15 protein-coding genes are annotated in these 14,801 nt (G+C 69.5%); 3 read left to right on the forward strand and 12 right to left on the reverse strand.

Annotation, left to right across the window (positions count from 1 at the left end; genetic code table 11):
* Position 1: 1 nt before the first annotated feature.
* The 10 genes from AC1ROC_RS14090 to AC1ROC_RS14135 form a co-directional block, all read right to left on the reverse strand.
* Entirely contained in the window at positions 2-1,081 is a 1,080-nt protein-coding gene (locus AC1ROC_RS14090) for a polyprenyl synthetase family protein (RefSeq protein WP_493000884.1), read from the reverse strand.
* Positions 1,081-2,265: a bifunctional demethylmenaquinone methyltransferase/2-methoxy-6-polyprenyl-1,4-benzoquinol methylase UbiE gene (gene ubiE, locus AC1ROC_RS14095; protein ID WP_493000886.1), complete on the reverse strand. Its 1,185-nt coding sequence runs from the start codon at positions 2,263-2,265 to the stop codon at positions 1,081-1,083. The genes AC1ROC_RS14090 and ubiE overlap by 1 nt, the downstream gene beginning before the upstream one ends.
* The gene (locus AC1ROC_RS14100; protein WP_493000888.1) at positions 2,262-3,338 is read right to left on the reverse strand and encodes a DUF4862 family protein; all 1,077 of its coding nucleotides are present in this window, start codon (positions 3,336-3,338) and stop codon (positions 2,262-2,264) included. The genes ubiE and AC1ROC_RS14100 overlap by 4 nt, the downstream gene beginning before the upstream one ends.
* Positions 3,335-4,015, reverse strand: a complete 681-nt coding sequence (locus tag AC1ROC_RS14105) for an N-acetylmannosamine-6-phosphate 2-epimerase (protein ID WP_085368745.1) — start codon at positions 4,013-4,015, stop codon at positions 3,335-3,337. Before AC1ROC_RS14105 ends, AC1ROC_RS14100 begins: the two co-directional genes overlap by 4 nt.
* Positions 4,012-5,058: an ROK family protein gene (locus AC1ROC_RS14110; protein WP_493000890.1), complete on the reverse strand. Its 1,047-nt coding sequence runs from the start codon at positions 5,056-5,058 to the stop codon at positions 4,012-4,014. The genes AC1ROC_RS14105 and AC1ROC_RS14110 overlap by 4 nt, the downstream gene beginning before the upstream one ends.
* On the reverse strand, positions 5,055-5,981 hold the full coding sequence (locus AC1ROC_RS14115; protein ID WP_143465671.1) for a dihydrodipicolinate synthase family protein: 927 nt from the start codon (positions 5,979-5,981) through the stop codon (positions 5,055-5,057). The genes AC1ROC_RS14110 and AC1ROC_RS14115 overlap by 4 nt, the downstream gene beginning before the upstream one ends.
* Positions 5,982-6,047: 66 nt before the next feature.
* Positions 6,048-6,839, reverse strand: coding sequence for an ATP-binding cassette domain-containing protein (locus tag AC1ROC_RS14120; RefSeq protein WP_493000892.1), 792 nt, complete (start codon positions 6,837-6,839; stop codon positions 6,048-6,050).
* Complete coding sequence (locus AC1ROC_RS14125) at positions 6,836-8,881, reverse strand: dipeptide/oligopeptide/nickel ABC transporter permease/ATP-binding protein (RefSeq protein ID WP_493000894.1); 2,046 nt, start codon at positions 8,879-8,881, stop codon at positions 6,836-6,838. Before AC1ROC_RS14125 ends, AC1ROC_RS14120 begins: the two co-directional genes overlap by 4 nt.
* A 2-nt stretch (positions 8,882-8,883) precedes the next feature.
* Positions 8,884-9,837: an ABC transporter permease gene (locus AC1ROC_RS14130; RefSeq protein ID WP_493000896.1), complete on the reverse strand. Its 954-nt coding sequence runs from the start codon at positions 9,835-9,837 to the stop codon at positions 8,884-8,886.
* Positions 9,838-9,902: 65 nt separating this feature from the next.
* Positions 9,903-11,516, reverse strand: coding sequence for an ABC transporter substrate-binding protein (locus AC1ROC_RS14135; protein WP_085368750.1), 1,614 nt, complete (start codon positions 11,514-11,516; stop codon positions 9,903-9,905).
* Between the two features lie 151 nt (positions 11,517-11,667).
* Here AC1ROC_RS14135 and AC1ROC_RS14140 point away from each other — a divergent pair, with 151 nt between their 5' ends.
* Positions 11,668-12,333 (forward strand): FadR/GntR family transcriptional regulator, encoded by a 666-nt coding sequence (locus tag AC1ROC_RS14140; protein WP_256921892.1) that lies wholly within the window; start codon positions 11,668-11,670, stop codon positions 12,331-12,333.
* Here AC1ROC_RS14140 and AC1ROC_RS14145 read toward each other — a convergent pair.
* Positions 12,294-13,322 carry an acetylxylan esterase gene (locus tag AC1ROC_RS14145; protein ID WP_493000899.1) on the reverse strand — a complete coding sequence of 343 codons (1,029 nt, stop codon included), beginning with the start codon at positions 13,320-13,322 and terminating at the stop codon, positions 12,294-12,296. The genes AC1ROC_RS14140 and AC1ROC_RS14145 overlap by 40 nt on opposite strands.
* Positions 13,323-13,375: 53 nt before the next feature.
* Positions 13,376-13,660, reverse strand: a complete 285-nt coding sequence (locus tag AC1ROC_RS14150) for a Sec-independent protein translocase subunit TatA/TatB (protein ID WP_085368753.1) — start codon at positions 13,658-13,660, stop codon at positions 13,376-13,378.
* Positions 13,661-13,762: 102 nt separating this feature from the next.
* Between AC1ROC_RS14150 and tatA the strand changes: the two genes are divergently transcribed.
* Complete coding sequence (tatA, locus tag AC1ROC_RS14155) at positions 13,763-13,954, forward strand: twin-arginine translocase TatA/TatE family subunit (RefSeq protein ID WP_085368754.1); 192 nt, start codon at positions 13,763-13,765, stop codon at positions 13,952-13,954.
* Positions 13,955-13,956: 2 nt separating this feature from the next.
* On the forward strand, positions 13,957-14,790 hold the full coding sequence (gene tatC / locus AC1ROC_RS14160; RefSeq protein WP_493000901.1) for a twin-arginine translocase subunit TatC: 834 nt from the start codon (positions 13,957-13,959) through the stop codon (positions 14,788-14,790).
* Positions 14,791-14,801 lie beyond the last annotated feature (11 nt).

Consider the following 14,801-nt stretch of genomic DNA (forward strand, 5'->3'; position numbering starts at 1 on the left):
CTCAGCTGGAACGTTCGACGATGGTGTCCGCGAAGCGGATCAGCGCCTTCTTGACGGGACCGGTCGGCAGCGGTTCGAGCGCTTCGACGGCCTCGCGGGCCCAGCGGTGGGCTTCCTGCAGGGTGTGGGCGGTCACTTCGTGGTCGCGGAGTGCTGCGATGGCGGCAGTCGCCTCCGGGGTGATCTCGCCCTCCTCCGCGGTGCCGATCACATCGCGTTCGAGCCGATCGAGCAGCTTGCGCGCACCCTGGTCCGTCTCAGCGAGCTCGCGCAGCCGCAGCACGGGAAGGGTGGCGACACCGGCGCGGAGGTCGTTGCCCGGCGTCTTGCCTGTCTCCTTGACGCCCTTCGACGACAGGTCGATCACGTCGTCGATGATCTGGAAGGCGACGCCGATCTTCTCGCCGAACGTCACGACGGGCTGCTCGTACTCTTCCGGAGCCTTCGCGAACACCACGCCCATCTGCGCAGCGACGGCGATCAGCGAGCCGGTCTTGTCCTCGAGCACGCGGATGTAGTGCTCGACGGGGTCTTCGCCGTCCTGGGGTCCGATGGTCTCGTGCAGTTGCCCGAGACACAGCCGCTCGAAAGTGTCGGCCTGCAACTGGATGGCGCGCTCGCCCAGCGAAGACACCATCTTGCTCGCGCGGGCGAACAGCAGGTCTCCGGTGAGCACGGCGACGGAGTTCCCCCACACGAACTGCGCGCTCGGAACCCCGCGCCGCATCTGCGAGTCGTCCATGACGTCGTCGTGATAGAGGGATGCGAGGTGCGTGATCTCCACGGCCTCCGCCGCCTGCAGCACCTCGGGGGTGTTTCCCCGCCCGAGCTGCGCGGTGAGCAGCGTCAGCATGGGGCGCACCCGCTTGCCGCCGGCCTCGAGCAGGTAGCGTGCGGTGACGTCGGCGAGGTTGTCCGCGAACCGCATCTCTGCGTGCAGGCCCTCCTCCACGAGCGCGAGCCCCGCATCGACGGCGGCAGCGAGCTCCCTGTCCTGACCGGATGCGAAAATCCGCTCGGTCAGACCGATCTGGCTGGACAGCGACGCGGTACGCCGCACAGCGGGGACGCTTGGTGGCACTACTCCCCCTCGGGTGGGACGCCGGAAGCCGACGCCCCCGTGGTGCCCGTCGCTCGGTCGGAGCCGGCGGGCTTGGTGGTTGTGGGCTTGGCGGTGGCGGGCTTGGCGGCCGCAGTTTTGGCGGCGGCGGGCTTGGTGGCTGCGGGCTTGGCCGCCGCGGGCTTGGCCGTCGCGGACTTGGTGGGCTTCGCGGGTGCGGGCTTCGCAGTCGTGGGCTTCGCCTTGGCGGGTGTGGCTTTCGCGGTCGTGGGCTTGGCCGTCGCGGCCTTCGCTGTCGTGGGCTTCGCCTTTGCGGGGGCAGGCTTCGTCGTGGCAGGCTTCGCCGTCGCAGGCTTGACGGCTGCGGGCTTCCCCGCTGCGCTCTTTTCGGCGGGCTTCTCCGCCGCGGGCTTCCCCGCCGCAGGCTTCTCCGCCGCGGGCTTCTCGTCAACCGCGGCCGTGGCGGGAGCGGCGACCTCCGCCGCGCGCGCTCCACCCGCATCCCGCGGCTTGTAGCCACGGTGCAGGGCGACGATCCCGGCGGTCAGGTTGCGGTATGCGACGTGCTCGAACCCGGCCTCGCGCAGCCAGTCGGCGAGCACAGGCTGGGACGGCCATGCCTCGATGGAGTCCATCAGGTATTCGTATGCGGCGGGGTTGGAGCTCGCCAGCTTGGCAAGCACGGGCATCCCGAACCGCAGGTATGCGGAGTATCCGGTGCGCACGATGGATGCCGGCGGCTGGGAGAACTCGCAGATCACGACGCGTCCGCCCGGCTTGGTCACGCGGTAGAACTCGGCGAGCGCCTTCTTGGGGTCGACGATGTTGCGGAGGCCGAAGGAGATGGTGACGGCGTCGAACTCGTCGTCGTCGAACGGAAGCTGGGTGGCGTCGGCCTGCACGAAGCGGACGAACGGGTTGTCGGCCTGACGGCGCCGCCCTACCTCGATCATCCCTTCGGAGAAGTCGGCCGCGACGACGGTCGCACCGTTCTTCGCGAGGGACGCGCTGGAGGTGCCGGTGCCCGCCGCGACATCGAGGATGGTCTCGCCGGCGCGCGGGCCGACGGCTTTGGTCGTCGCCACACGCCAGAGTGCCGCGTTGCCCATCGAGAGGACATTGTTGGTCCTGTCGTAGTGCGTCGACACCTGATCGAACATGGCGGCGACCTGGGCGGGCTGCTTGCTGAGGTCGGCCTTACTCACCCCCCTAGCTTAGGCGGCACCGCTGCGCCACGCATTCCAGCTCCCTGTGAGGCGGCAGTGACAGCTGCAGCGGCCGTCGCGATCATGTCCACACGAGGTTCGACGGGGGCTTCGCGGTCGGCCCAGCCGAACTTGAAGCCCAGCCAGTCGACGGCGCCGGCGGCGGCGATGGCGTCGCGGAGGAGGTCCTCGGTGAGCATCGAGGACGGTTCGCCGTACGGGAAGGAGGAGGACGGGGTCATCGGGTGGTGCGCATCCACCCACGGTCCGCCGAACGGCGACAGTTCCGCCGACGCGCCGGACAGCATCAGCCCGCGGAGGCGTCCGGATGCTGCCGCCTGGCGGATGTGCGCGGTCACGAGTTCGCCGTCGCGCAGCTCGATGGCGGAACGTCCCCAGTTGATGCTGAGCCCCACCCACGCCGGCCGGTCGGCGATGGCCGCGAGCTCGTCCGTCAGATCGAGGAAGCCCTTCTCCGGCTGGTGCGACGGCACGAACGCGTCGCAGTGCTCGATGGCGATCGTCGCGCCGTCCCACGCGTCGGCGTCCGCGGACAGCTCGGCGATGGATGCGGCGAGCGACGCTACGTCGCCCCTGCCCGCCGACGGTGCACTGTGGAGTTCCACCGCGGTCACCGCGCGTCGCCCGACGGCGTCGTTGAGACGGCGGACCGCGCCGCGAATGCGTCCGGCCTCGGCGAGCGCGGCGGCCCGACCGTCCGCATCGCGGGAGGCGAGACCGTACAGAGGAGTGGTACCCAGCCGCTTCATCGTTCCGGGGATGCTCGTGAGCACGGCGTCGAACCGGCGCGGGAACGAGCGCAGCAGCCAGGCGTCGTCGTGCGGATGCAGCGCACCCATCCACGGCAGCTCGACGCCCCGGAGCTCCGGCACCGCATCCAGCTCGTCGAAGAACTCGGACTCGAGGCGCGCGTCCCACGCCGAGTGCGCCGGAGAGGCGGCGTACGCTCCGACGAACACGCCCGTCGTCTCGACATCCGACCCCGCCGACATCCCGGACGCACCGGGTCGGCCTGGCGCGACGAGAGGGCCCGGACCGGCGGCGTCGCTCATCGGGCGACCGCGTCCGCGAACCAGCGGGTGATCGTGGCGGGATGGGTGATCGCGGTGCCGACGACGACCGCGTACGCGCCGGCGTCCACGGCGGCAGCAGCCTGCTCCGGGGTGTGGATGCGGCCCTCGGCGATCACCGGAACGTCCACAGCCTGCGCGACCTCGGCCAGCAGCTCCAGGTCCGGTCCGTCGGTCTTGGGACGGTCGGGGGTGTAGCCGGCGAGCGTGGTCCCGACGCAGTCGGCACCGGCCTCGACCGCGGCGATGGCGTCGGCCAAGGAACCGGCGTCGGCCATCACCGTCGCGCCCGTGAGCTCCTTCAGGCGGTGGATCGTCTCCGCGAGGGTCAGACCGTCCGGGCGTTCGCGACGGGTGCCGTCGAGCGCGACGATCGACGCGCCCGCGGCGTGCACGCTCACGGCGTGGCGCAGGGTCGGGGTGATGAAGACGTCGGCGTCGCCCGCCTTCCACAGACCGATCAGGGGAAGGTCGACCCGCTCCCGGATGAGCGCGATGTCCCCAGGACCCTGCGCCCGGATGCCCGCCGCGCCACCGATGACCGCCGACTGTGCGATCTGCGCCATCGTCTCCGGGCTGCGCATCGGCTCGCCGGGGTACGCCTGGCAGGAGACGATGAGTCCGCCCGCCAGGGATTCGAGTGTCTGGGCGATTCTCATCGTGCTTCTCCTGAAACGTGTCGGTCGTTCGGTGCGGTGGACATGGAGGTGGAAGTAGCGGCAGCGGTGCCGGCGACGGCAGCAGCGGACGCCAGCGCCGCGCCGACGATCGCTGCGTCGCCGCCCAGCTCCGCGGCGACCACAGGTCGTCCCGTCGCCGCGGGGATCGTCTCCAGGTCGATCCCGGCGCGCAGCGGCGCCCACCAGCGCGCGCCCGTCGCCGAGAGGCCACCGCCGATCACCACGATGTCGGGGTCGATGGCGTTCACGAGTCCGCCGATCGTGCGGCCGAGGGCCGTCGCGGCCACCCGGATGGTCGTCGCCGCGCACTCGTCACCCTGGTCGGCGAGGGCGAAAACCGCGCGGGTGTCCAGGGTGGATGATGCTCCCCCGCCGCGGAGGTACTCGGCGAGGATCGCGGGTCCTGCCGCGATCATCTCCACGTGACCAGCCCGTCCGCAGGTGCACGGCAGACCGTGCGCCTCCTCGGATGGCAGGTGGCCGTAGTGCCCGGCGACGTGCCCGGCGCCCCGGACGAGCGATCCGTCCGAGACGAGCGCTCCGCCGATGCCGGTGCCCGCGGCGACCACCAGCACCGTGCGGTGGCCGCGGCCGGCGCCCCGGCCCGCTTCGCCGAGCGCGTGGGCGTGCACGTCGTTCTCGACCAGTACGGGGAGACCGACGGCCGCCTCGACGGCCTCGCCGATCCTGGTGCCCGCCCAGCCGGGGAGGGTGTCGGTCGCCGAGACGACCACGCGGCCGACGGGGTCGATGACGCCGGCAGCGCCGACGCCGACCGAGACCACGGAGGCGGAGGCGGGGGCGGCGGCGAGCACCCGCTCGGCGAGGTGGATCGCGGTGGCGAGCACCGCATCCGGTCCCGAGGTGGCGGGTGTGGGTGCTTCCTGCCGGGCGACGACGGCCCCGGTGGGGAGGTCGACCAGCCCGGCAGCGGTCTTGGTCCCACCGATGTCGATGCCGACCGCGAACGTCGTGCCGTTCACGGTATCGGCACCGGCACCATCACCCACGGCGACGCTCATCGAACGAGCAGCCCCGACTCCTCGACGATGGCGCGGATGCGGTCGACCGTCTCGCCTTCGAGTGCCGGGACCGGGTGCGCCATCCGGTTGCTCTCGATGATGCCGATGACCTGAAGTGCCGTCTTGAACGCGCCCAGGCCCGCCGCCTCTCCGCTGACGCCGTGCGCTTGGAAGACGATCTCGAAGAGGGACGCCAGCTGGTCCTGGATGCGCTTGGCCTCCGTCCAGTCGCCGGCCTTCGCCGCGTGGTACAGGCGCACGTAGGACGCCGGATCCACGTTGCCGAGACCGGGGACGACCCCGTCGGCCCCGGCCAGCAGCGCGCCGTCGACGACGATCTCGTGGCCCGTGAACAGGATCAGCGGGCGGCCGGCGGCCTCGTTCGCGGCGACCAGACGGCGGAAGCCGACGTCGTCGCCGCTGGAATCCTTCACTCCGGCGATCACGCCGTCCACGCCGAGGCGGATCAGCAGGTCGCGCTCCAGCTTGACGTTGACGCGCACCGGCACGTCGTAGGCGAAGATCGGCAGGCTGGTCGCCGCGGCGAGCGCGCGGAAGTGCGACTCGATCTCGACGATGTTCGGGCGGACGTAGAACGGGACGGTGGCGACCACCGCATCCACACCGGCGAACTCGGCGATGCGGATCTGCTCGATCACGCGAGCCGTCGACATGTCGTTCACGCCGGCCAGCACGGGGACCCGGCCGGCCGAGATGCGGACGGCCTCCGTCAGCACGACCGAACGGGCGGCGTCGGTGAGGAAGCCCACCTCGCCGGACGAGCCGAGCGCGAACAGGCCGTCGACTCCCGCCGCGATCTGGGATTCGATGAGGCGTTCGAACGACGGGACGTCGAGCGAACCGTCCTCCGCGAACGGCGTGACGAGGGGTGGGACGACTCCGGAAAAGCTGGGCTTGCTCACTGTTCTCTCCAATGGTGGTGCTGGACGGTGCTGATGGCGTGATGTGGTTCGACGGGTGGCGCTCTGTCAGAGCAGCGATGGCGCGGCGCCGAGGAGTTTCCTCGTGTATTCGTCCCTCGGGTCGTCGAACACCGAGGCGGCTGTCCCCTCCTCCACGATCCGGCCGTAGTACATGACGACGATGCGGTCGGAGACGTAGCGAACGGTCTGGATGTCGTGCGAGATGAAGACCATCGCCAGGTCGAGGCGCTGCTTCAGGTCGCTGAGGAGGTTGAGGATCTGCGCGCGCACAGACACGTCCAGCGCGCTGGTCGGCTCGTCGGCGACCATCAGGTCCGGTTCGAGCGCGAGCGCCCTGGCGATGGCGACGCGCTGCCGTTGGCCTCCGGACACGTGGCTCGGCAGCACCTCCGCCGCCGAGCGGGGCAGCCCGACCAGGTCGAGCAGCTCCAGGATGCGGCGTTCCCGCTGCGACCCGGTGCCGATCCCGTGCACATCGAGCGGGTCGCGCAGGATGTCGTGGATGGTCATGCGGGCGTTGAGCGCAGTGGAGGGGTCCTGGAAGACGATCGAGACCGCCTTGCCGAGCGCCTTCCTGGTGGCGCGGTCCCTGGTGAGGACGCTGCGGCCCTGGTAGAGCACGTCGCCGTCCGTCGGCTGCTGCAGCCCGACGAGCACGCGGGCGAGCGTCGACTTGCCGCAGCCGGACTCGCCGACGATGCCGATGGTCTCCCCGCGCCGGATGGTCAGGCTCACGTCGTTGACGGCGTGCACCTTGTCCGGTTTGAACAGCGTGCCCGTCCTGGCGGTGTGCACGACGTGCACGTGGTCCAGGGTGAGGATGTCAGCTCCGGTCACAGCGCCGCTCCCTTCTCAGCGTTCGCCGTCTCCGGCAGGGAGGCGACGTAGTGGTCTGTTGTGCCGTCGACGAGGCGCAGCTCCGGTCGCACGTCGAGGCCGACGCCCGGGCGCTCCACCGACCGGGATGCGAACCGGTCGCCCTTCGCGAAGTCACGCGGTGTCGGGACGGTGCCGGGGATCTGGTGCAGCCTGGTCGCCCCGGACTCGATCGAGAGCACGGAGCCGAGCAGCCCGCGGGTGTACTCGTGCTGCGGGTGGAGCAGGAGTTCGGCGGTCTGCGCACTCTCGACCACCTGCCCGGCGTACATGACGGTGATGCGGTGGGCGACCTCTGCGACGAGCGCGAGGTCGTGGCTGACGAACACGAGCGCGAAGCCGAGCTTGGCGCGCAGGTCGTTGAGCAGGTCGATGATCTGGGCCTGCACCGTCACATCCAGGGCCGTGGTCGGCTCGTCGGCGACGACCAGCTTCGGGCTGCGGGTGAGTGCCATCGCGATGAGCACGCGCTGCCGCTGACCGCCGGACAGCTCGTGCGGATAGCTCTTCAGCGTGCGCACCGGGTCGAGCCCGACGAGCTCCATCAGCTCCTCCGCGCTGCGTGTCCCTCCGCGCCGGATCAGCTGCTTCAGCTGCGCCCGGATGAGCATGGACGGGTTCAGCGAGCTGAGCGCATCCTGGTAGACCATCGACATCTCGTGGCCGCGCAGGCCGTTCCGCTCCGCCTCGGTCATGGTGAGCAGGTCGCGGCCCTCGAACAGGATGCGACCGGTCACCTCGGCGTTGGACGGGAGCAGGCCCATCACGGCGAGGCTGGACAGGCTCTTGCCGGAGCCGGACTCTCCGACGATGGCCATCGTCTCGCCCGGGCGCACAGAGAAGCTGAGCCGGTCGACGACGTCCACGTCTCCGTGGCGGTCGGGGAACCGGATGCTGAGGCTCTGCACCTCCAGCAGCGGCGGCACATCGGAGTCGAAGACCAGCCGGTCGGTCCGCACGCTCTCCGCGGCGCCGAGGCTCTGCAGGTGCCTGGCGAGCGCAGGGTCGGGCGCAACAGGGTCGAGCCTGTCGTCGGCGATGGCGCTCTCCTCGTCCTCTTCGAGGGCTCCTGCCTCGTCGAGAGACTCGGCGGTGACCAGGGATGCGGTCCCCGCGTCGGTGGGGAGCGACTCCGGTGCTGCCGCACGGCGGCGGATGCTCGGCCGCACCATCGCATCCGTCAGGCCTTCCGCGAGCACGTTCAGTGCGAGCACCGTGATGAGGATGAGAAGGCCAGGGAACAGCGTCGCCCACCAGCCGCCCGCGAGCAGCAGGTTCTTGCCGCTCGAGATCACGTTGCCCCACGACGGTGCCGGCTCCTGCACACCGGCGCCGATGAACGACAGGCTCGCCTCGAACACGATGGCGTCCGCCACGAGGATGGTCGCGAAGACGAGGATCGGGGCAGCGCAGTTGCGGAACACATGCTTGAGCAGGATGTAGGAGGTGCGCGCGCCGAGCACCCGCTCGGCCGCCACGTAGTCCTCGCCGAACTGGCTGAGCACATTGGCCCGCACGATGCGCGCCAGCTGCGGGACATAGAGGAAGGCGATCGTCGCGATGAGCACGGGGAGGCTCTTGCCGAACACGGCGACGAATACGATGGCGAGCGCGATCCCCGGGAACGACATGATGACGTCCAGGATGCGCATGATGCCCTCGTTGACCCACCGGTGCGCCGTCGCGGCGACGGCCCCGATGATGCCGCCGACGACCAGCGCGAGGGCCGTGGCGCCAAGGCCGATGGCGAGCGACGACCGGGCGCCGTAGATGAGGCGCGAGAAGATGTCGCGGCCGCTGCGGTCGGTGCCGAACCAGTTGTCGAACGACGGCGGCTGGGCGGGCACGCCCGATTTCAGCGGGTCGTGCGGGGCGATCAGCGGAGCGAAGACCGCCGCGAGCACCACGATGAGGAAGAAGATCAGCGAGATCTTCGAGGACAGAGGGAGTGCCGTGAAGCGCAGTCCGGGGGCGGAGAGGCGATCGGCGAGTGTGCGACGCATCGTTACACCGTCCTGATTCGAGGATTGACCACCAGATAGAGGAGGTCGACGATCGTGTTGACGATCACGAAGGTGAGAGCGATCGTGATGGTGACGCCCTGCACCAGGTTGGTGTCGCCCGCGGTGACACCGTTGAGGATGAGCTGGCCCATCCCGGGCAGGTCGAAGATCACCTCGATGACGATCGCGCCGCCGAGCAGGTAGCCGACCCGCAGGCCGAGCACGGTGATCGGGGTGATGAGGGCGTTGCGGAAGACGTTGCGGCCGATCACGACGCTCCGAGGCAGGCCGCTGCCGATGGCGGTGCGGACGTAGTCGCGGTCCAGCTCCTCCACCATCGAGGTGCGCACCACCCTGGTGAGGGATGCGGCGACCGGCACCGCGAGCGCGAGGGCTGGCAGGAACATCGACTGCAGCCAGCCGCCGAAGGAGTCCTGCGGGGACGTGTATCCGCCGGTCGGGAAGATGGGCCAGGTGAGGGCGAACTGCTGGATCAGCAGGATCGCGAGCCAGAACGACGGCACGGCGATACCGGCGATCGAGACGACGCGGATGACCTGGTCCGGCCAGCGGTCGCGGTAGAGGGCCGCCGTCACGCCGAGAACGGCGGCGAGCACGATCGCGATGATGAGGCCGAGGAAGGTGAGCTGCAGGGTGAGCGGGAACGCGGTCCCGATCAGTCCGCTGACCGACTGGCTCGGCGGCACGGTGTTACCGAGGTTGCCCTGGATGAGGTGGCCGAGGAACGCGAGGTAGCGGACGATGAGCGGATCGTTGTATCCGTTCTCCTGCCGCCAGGTGGCTTTGGCGGCGTCGCGCGCGCTCTCTCCGAGAGCGTTGGTCGCCGGGTCGGTCGGTGCGAACTGCAGCACGATGAAGACCAAGAGGGTGATCCCGAGGATCATGAACGGCAGGGCGATCAGACGCCTGCCTGCGAGGCGCACGAGTGCGACCATGCGTGACTCCTAAAGGGGCTGGAGGGAGGCGGCGGGGCCGGTGCGGCCGGCCCCGCCGTTGGGCGCTACTTCGTGGGTCCGACGCCGAGGAACGACAGGCCGGTCATCGAGATGGGCTTGAAGTCGCTGAGCGCCGTGGAGTCCCAGGCGGTCGGCAGCTTGCGGTGCAGCAGGGGGTAGAGCGGCACCTCATCCGAGACCAGGTCGTAGATCTGGCTCCAGATGTCGAGCTGCTTCGTGCGGTCGGTCGCCTGGGCGCCGTCGTTCAGGAGTTTCTGCAGCTTGTCGAACTCGGCTCCGGAGTTCCAGCGGTAGCGCTTCTGCGACCAGATGTTGTCGGCGTAGAACCAGCGCAGCAGCAGGTCGGCGTCGTTTCCGAAGACGGAGGGGTCACCGGGGGCGACCATCACCTCGAACTGGTTGTTGTCGACCTTCTTGTACTGGCCGGCGGACTGGCCGATGTCGAGCGTGGTGTTCACGCCCACCGCATCCAGGTCCTCCTTGATCAGCGGGGCGACGTCCTTGACCCAGCCGGTGTCGGTGGTGAGGAGCGTGATCGACAGGTTGGAGACGCCCGCGGCCTTCAGCAGCGACTTTGCCTTGGCCGGGTTGTGCTTGTAGACCGTCTTGGCCTTGACGTAGTCGGGGTGGTCGTTCTGCACATAGCTGGATGCGGCTTCGGCGTTCCCGAGCATCCCGTTCTTGATCAGCTTGTCCATGTCGATCGCGTAGAAGAGCGCCTGACGGACGCGCTTGTCGTCGAACGGCTTCATGGTGGTGTTGAACATCATGAACAGCACGCCGAACGACTGCACGGAGTCGGTCTTGACGACGCGGGAGAGCCCGTCGACGTTGAGGTACGGCACGTCCTCGATCGCGTTGACGCGCTTGGACTGCATCGCGCTGACGCGGGCGGACGGGTCGGCAAGCAGGTTCCAGGTCATGCTCGCCGCGAGGGCCGGGCGGGAGCCGTTGTACGCGTCGTGACGCTCGAAGGTGAGCTTGTCGTTCGCGGTCGCGGCGGTGAGCTTGTACGGGCCGGTGCCGGTGGGGAGGGCGTCGAACGCCTTCGGGTCCGCGGTGACGATGGCCTTCGGCACGACCTTGACCACGGAGATGCGCTCCGCGAACAGGGGGAACGGGTACGCGGACTTGAACTGAACGGTCGTGTCGTCGACCTTGGTGACGCTGTCCGGCGAGAGGAACGGGAGGAAGCCGGCGTAGAGCGACGCGTTCGCGGGGTCGAGCACGCGCTGGAAAGAGAAGAGGACATCGTCGACGGTGACCGTGCTGCCGTCGTGGAAGGTGGCTCCGTCGCGCAGGGACACCGTGTAGGTCGTGCTGTCGACCTGCTTCGGGAGCGCCTTGCCGAGGGCGGCGTACGCCTTGCGGGTGACCGGGTCGAGCTCGACCAGTCCTTCGAGGGTGTGCCAGTTGGCGGCCATCGTGAGGGCGCCGGTGGTGGTCATCGGATCGAAACCGGTGCCGAGCGCGTACGACATGCCCGCTGTGATGGTGCCGTTCTTGTCGACCGATCCCGCTGCTGCCGCGGTTCCGGCCTTGCCGGTGGTCGATGGCGGGCCGCTGCACGCTGCGAGCGCGGCGACGATGCCTGCCGCTCCTGTGGCTGCGAGGAAGGTACGTCTGCTCGTTTGCTTCTGGAGTGAATCTCTCAACATTGAACTGCCTCTCCTGAGATCGGACGTCTGATGTCCTACGTGGGTATACTGAAAGTAGTGCACATCCCGCGGAAAGGTCAAGTCCACAATGGCGATCGAGCCCACCACGACAGGAATGTTCTCCTCGGCCCCCAGCCAACGCCGTTCGTCGGTGACTGACCAGATCAAGGACTACATCCTCATCCACCGCCTGCAACCGGGGGACCTCCTTCCCACCGAAGCAGAGCTGTGCTCCGAACTCGGCGTGAGCCGGTCCAGCGTCCGCGAGGCGATGCGGACCCTCGCCGCCCTCGACATCGTCGAGGTGCGCCACGGGTACGGGACGTACGTCGGACAATTGTCCCTCGCTCCCCTGGTGGAAGGCCTCGTCTTCCGAGGCGTGCTCGGCCCCGAGGACGACTTCGCCGCGCTGCGCGAGGTGGTCGAGGTGCGTGAAGCGCTCGACCTCGCGATGGCGGAGCAGATCTGCAGAGCACTGCAGGGCACGAGCGATCCTGTGCTGCACGACGTGGTCGCAGCGATGGAGGACAAGAGCGGACGCGGCGAGCCGTTCGCCGAGGAGGACCGCGCCTTCCACTCCACCCTGCTCGCCCACCTCGACAACGCCCTCGTCGGCCAGCTCGTCACGGCATTCTGGGAGGTCAACACGGTCGTGTACCCGCGGCTCGGGCTTCCCCCGGCGGCCGGGCTCGACGAGACGGCCCGCGCGCACGGCGATATGCTGCGCGCCGCGGAGGCCGGCGATGTGGAGGCGTACCGCGAGGCGGTCGTGAAGCACTACATCCCGTTGCGCAGGGGGCTGGGCACCGCGTCCTGAGGTGCGCCGCGCTCGGCCGCACCAGGCTCGGCGAAAGCGTCGCGCAGCACGCGGAGTGAGAGCACGTCGTCGTCCACGCCACCGCCCTCGTGGGCGTTGTACGTCCAGCTGTGGATGACCTTCTCCCCCGCGTACGCGTTGTACGCGGCGTAGACGGTCGAGGGCGGGCAGATCGGGTCCATCAGCGCGACCGTGAACGTCGCGGGAGCATCGGCACGCGCGGCGAAGTTGACGCCGTCGAAGTAGGAGAGGGTGCGGTGCACCCGCTCCGCGCTGTCGCGGAAGTGCGCGAGGTAGTCGGCGATCTCGCGGAACGGCATCCTGTCGGTGATCACGGATGCGCGCGGGAAGTCGCAGAGGAACGGCACCCGCGCGATAACCTGCGCGATGCCGGGCACCAACCCGGCGACGGCGAGCGCGATCCCCCCGCCCTGACTCACGCCGAGCACCGCCACCCGCTCCGCGTCGACGACCTCGAACGAGCGGGCGGCCTCCACGGCGCGCACCGCATCGGTGAACAGGCGGCGGTAGTAATAGGTGGCCTTGTCTTCGACGCCCCTGGTGACGAAGCCGGGCATCTGCGGCGCCGTCGATCCGCTGTCCGGGGTGACGCCCCGTGACCCGCTCCAGCCCTGGCCGCGGGTGTCCATCTCGAAGTGCGCGTATCCGGCCGACGCCCAGAGCAGGTTCTCGACGGCGTCTCCGCGGCCGCGGCCGTAGCCGTGGAACTGCACCACGGCGGGCAGCGGGCCGTCCACGCCGCGAGGGATGCGCAGCCAGGCCGCGATCTCCTCGCCCTCGAAGCCGCCGAAGCGCACGTCGAACACGTCGACCGTGGCGAGTCCGGCATCCACCTGGACGACGCTCCTGAGCAGTGGATGCGAGCCGGCAGCGTCGATCGTGCCCGCCCAGAACTCGTCGAAGTCGTCCGGGACGGTCTGTGCACTGCGGTACGCGCGGAGTTCGGACTCTGGCAGGTCGAGGAACATGCTCTCACTTTCGGGGGGGGTTCCGGGGTGGGCGGTGCGGTCGCGGCGGGTGGTCAGTCTGGTTCGGCCGCGCGAGCGGGCGGCGTCTGCTGCTCGTCGTCGAACAGCGCACTGCGCACGATGGCGCGCGGATCGTAGCGGCGCGGGTCGAGTTTCTGCCAGTCGATGTCCTGGCCGACCTCGTCGGCGACGCGCTCCTTGAGACCGTCCGCCGTGGTTCGCAGCCTGCGCACCAGCTCGCCCAGCTTGGCCGCGTATCCGGGCAGCCGCGCCGGACCGACGAGGAAGGCTGCGATGACTCCCACGACGATCAATTTGTCGAACGTCAGACCGAACATGGGAGCGACCGTATCACAATTCGCGCTGGACATCAGACGTCTGATGTGCTTGAGTGACCGGGCGGCAACAGCCGCGAACCTCCACGAGAAAGGCCTCCCCCGATGTTCGCGAACCTCAACGGCTGGCACGCCCTCATCATCGTCGCCGTCATCCTCCTTTTGTTCGGCGCCCCCAAGATCCCCGCCCTCGCGCGCAGCCTCGGACAGTCGATGCGCATCTTCAAGAACGAAGTGAAGCCCGAGTTCACCGGCCGCGACGGCGAGCCGAAGACCCAGGGCAGCACCGAGGTCTGACCATGCGGCGGAGCACGAGCACGACGGCGCGCGCAGAGAAGCGCACGCGCACGCCGAAGGCCGAGGCCGGCCGAATGGCCATCGCGCAGCACCTCGCCGAGCTCCGCCGCCGTCTGTTCCGCTCGGCCGCCGCCCTGCTCGCCGGGGTGGTGGCGGGCTGGTTCGTCTCCACCCCGGTTCTGGATGCGCTCCGCGCCCCCATCGAGCAGGTCGCCGCGACCCAGCACCGCCTCGCAGAGCTCAACTACGACACCATCACCGGCGCATTCGACCTCAAGATGCAGGTGGCGATGACCGTCGGCGTCATCGTGTCGAGCCCGGTCTGGCTCTACCAGCTGTGGGCATTCCTCGTCCCGGCGCTCGACCGCAGGGAGCGGCTGTACGGGTTCGGCTTCTTCTTCACGGCCGTCCCGCTCTTCCTCGCCGGGTGCCTCGCCGGATGGTTCGTGCTTCCGCACATGGTCGGCGTGCTCACCGGGTTCGCCCCCGAGCAGGATGCGGCGATCGTGCAGGCCAAGTCGTACTTCGACTTCGTGCTCAAGCTGGTGGTGGCGATCGGCGTGGCGTTCGTGCTGCCGATCGTGGTGGTGATGCTGAACTTCGTCGGCGTGCTGCGTGCCTCCACCATCGTGCGGTCGTGGCGGGTGGCGGTGATCGCCATCGCGCTGTTCACCGCCATCGCCACGCCATCGGCAGACGTGCTCTCGATGGTCGGCCTCGCCGTGCCGATGGTCGCGCTGTTCTTCGCCGCCGCGGGAGTCGCGGCCCTGCACGACCGGCGCTCCGACCGCAGGGCGGCGGCGATCCTCGCCTCGTCCCCCGCCGAGCTCGTCTGAGATGGCACCAC

It is taken from the genome of Leifsonia sp. GW821-FHT13C05, assembly GCF_058806515.1.

Coding starts and splice junctions, on each gene's coding strand:
- AC1ROC_RS14150 (WP_085368753.1), bottom strand. CDS start 13,660: ATGTTCGGTCTGACGTTCGACAAATTGATCGTCGTGGGAGTCATCGCA.
- AC1ROC_RS14125 (WP_493000894.1), bottom strand. CDS start 8,881: ATGCGTCGCACACTCGCCGATCGCCTCTCCGCCCCCGGACTGCGCTTC.
- AC1ROC_RS14145 (WP_493000899.1), bottom strand. CDS start 13,322: ATGTTCCTCGACCTGCCAGAGTCCGAACTCCGCGCGTACCGCAGTGCA.
- AC1ROC_RS14135 (WP_085368750.1), bottom strand. CDS start 11,516: ATGTTGAGAGATTCACTCCAGAAGCAAACGAGCAGACGTACCTTCCTC.
- AC1ROC_RS14105 (WP_085368745.1), bottom strand. CDS start 4,015: ATGAGAATCGCCCAGACACTCGAATCCCTGGCGGGCGGACTCATCGTC.
- AC1ROC_RS14110 (WP_493000890.1), bottom strand. CDS start 5,058: ATGAGCGTCGCCGTGGGTGATGGTGCCGGTGCCGATACCGTGAACGGC.
- AC1ROC_RS14100 (WP_493000888.1), bottom strand. CDS start 3,338: ATGAGCGACGCCGCCGGTCCGGGCCCTCTCGTCGCGCCAGGCCGACCC.
- tatC (WP_493000901.1), top strand. CDS start 13,957: ATGCGGCGGAGCACGAGCACGACGGCGCGCGCAGAGAAGCGCACGCGC.
- AC1ROC_RS14130 (WP_493000896.1), bottom strand. CDS start 9,837: ATGGTCGCACTCGTGCGCCTCGCAGGCAGGCGTCTGATCGCCCTGCCG.
- tatA (WP_085368754.1), top strand. CDS start 13,763: ATGTTCGCGAACCTCAACGGCTGGCACGCCCTCATCATCGTCGCCGTC.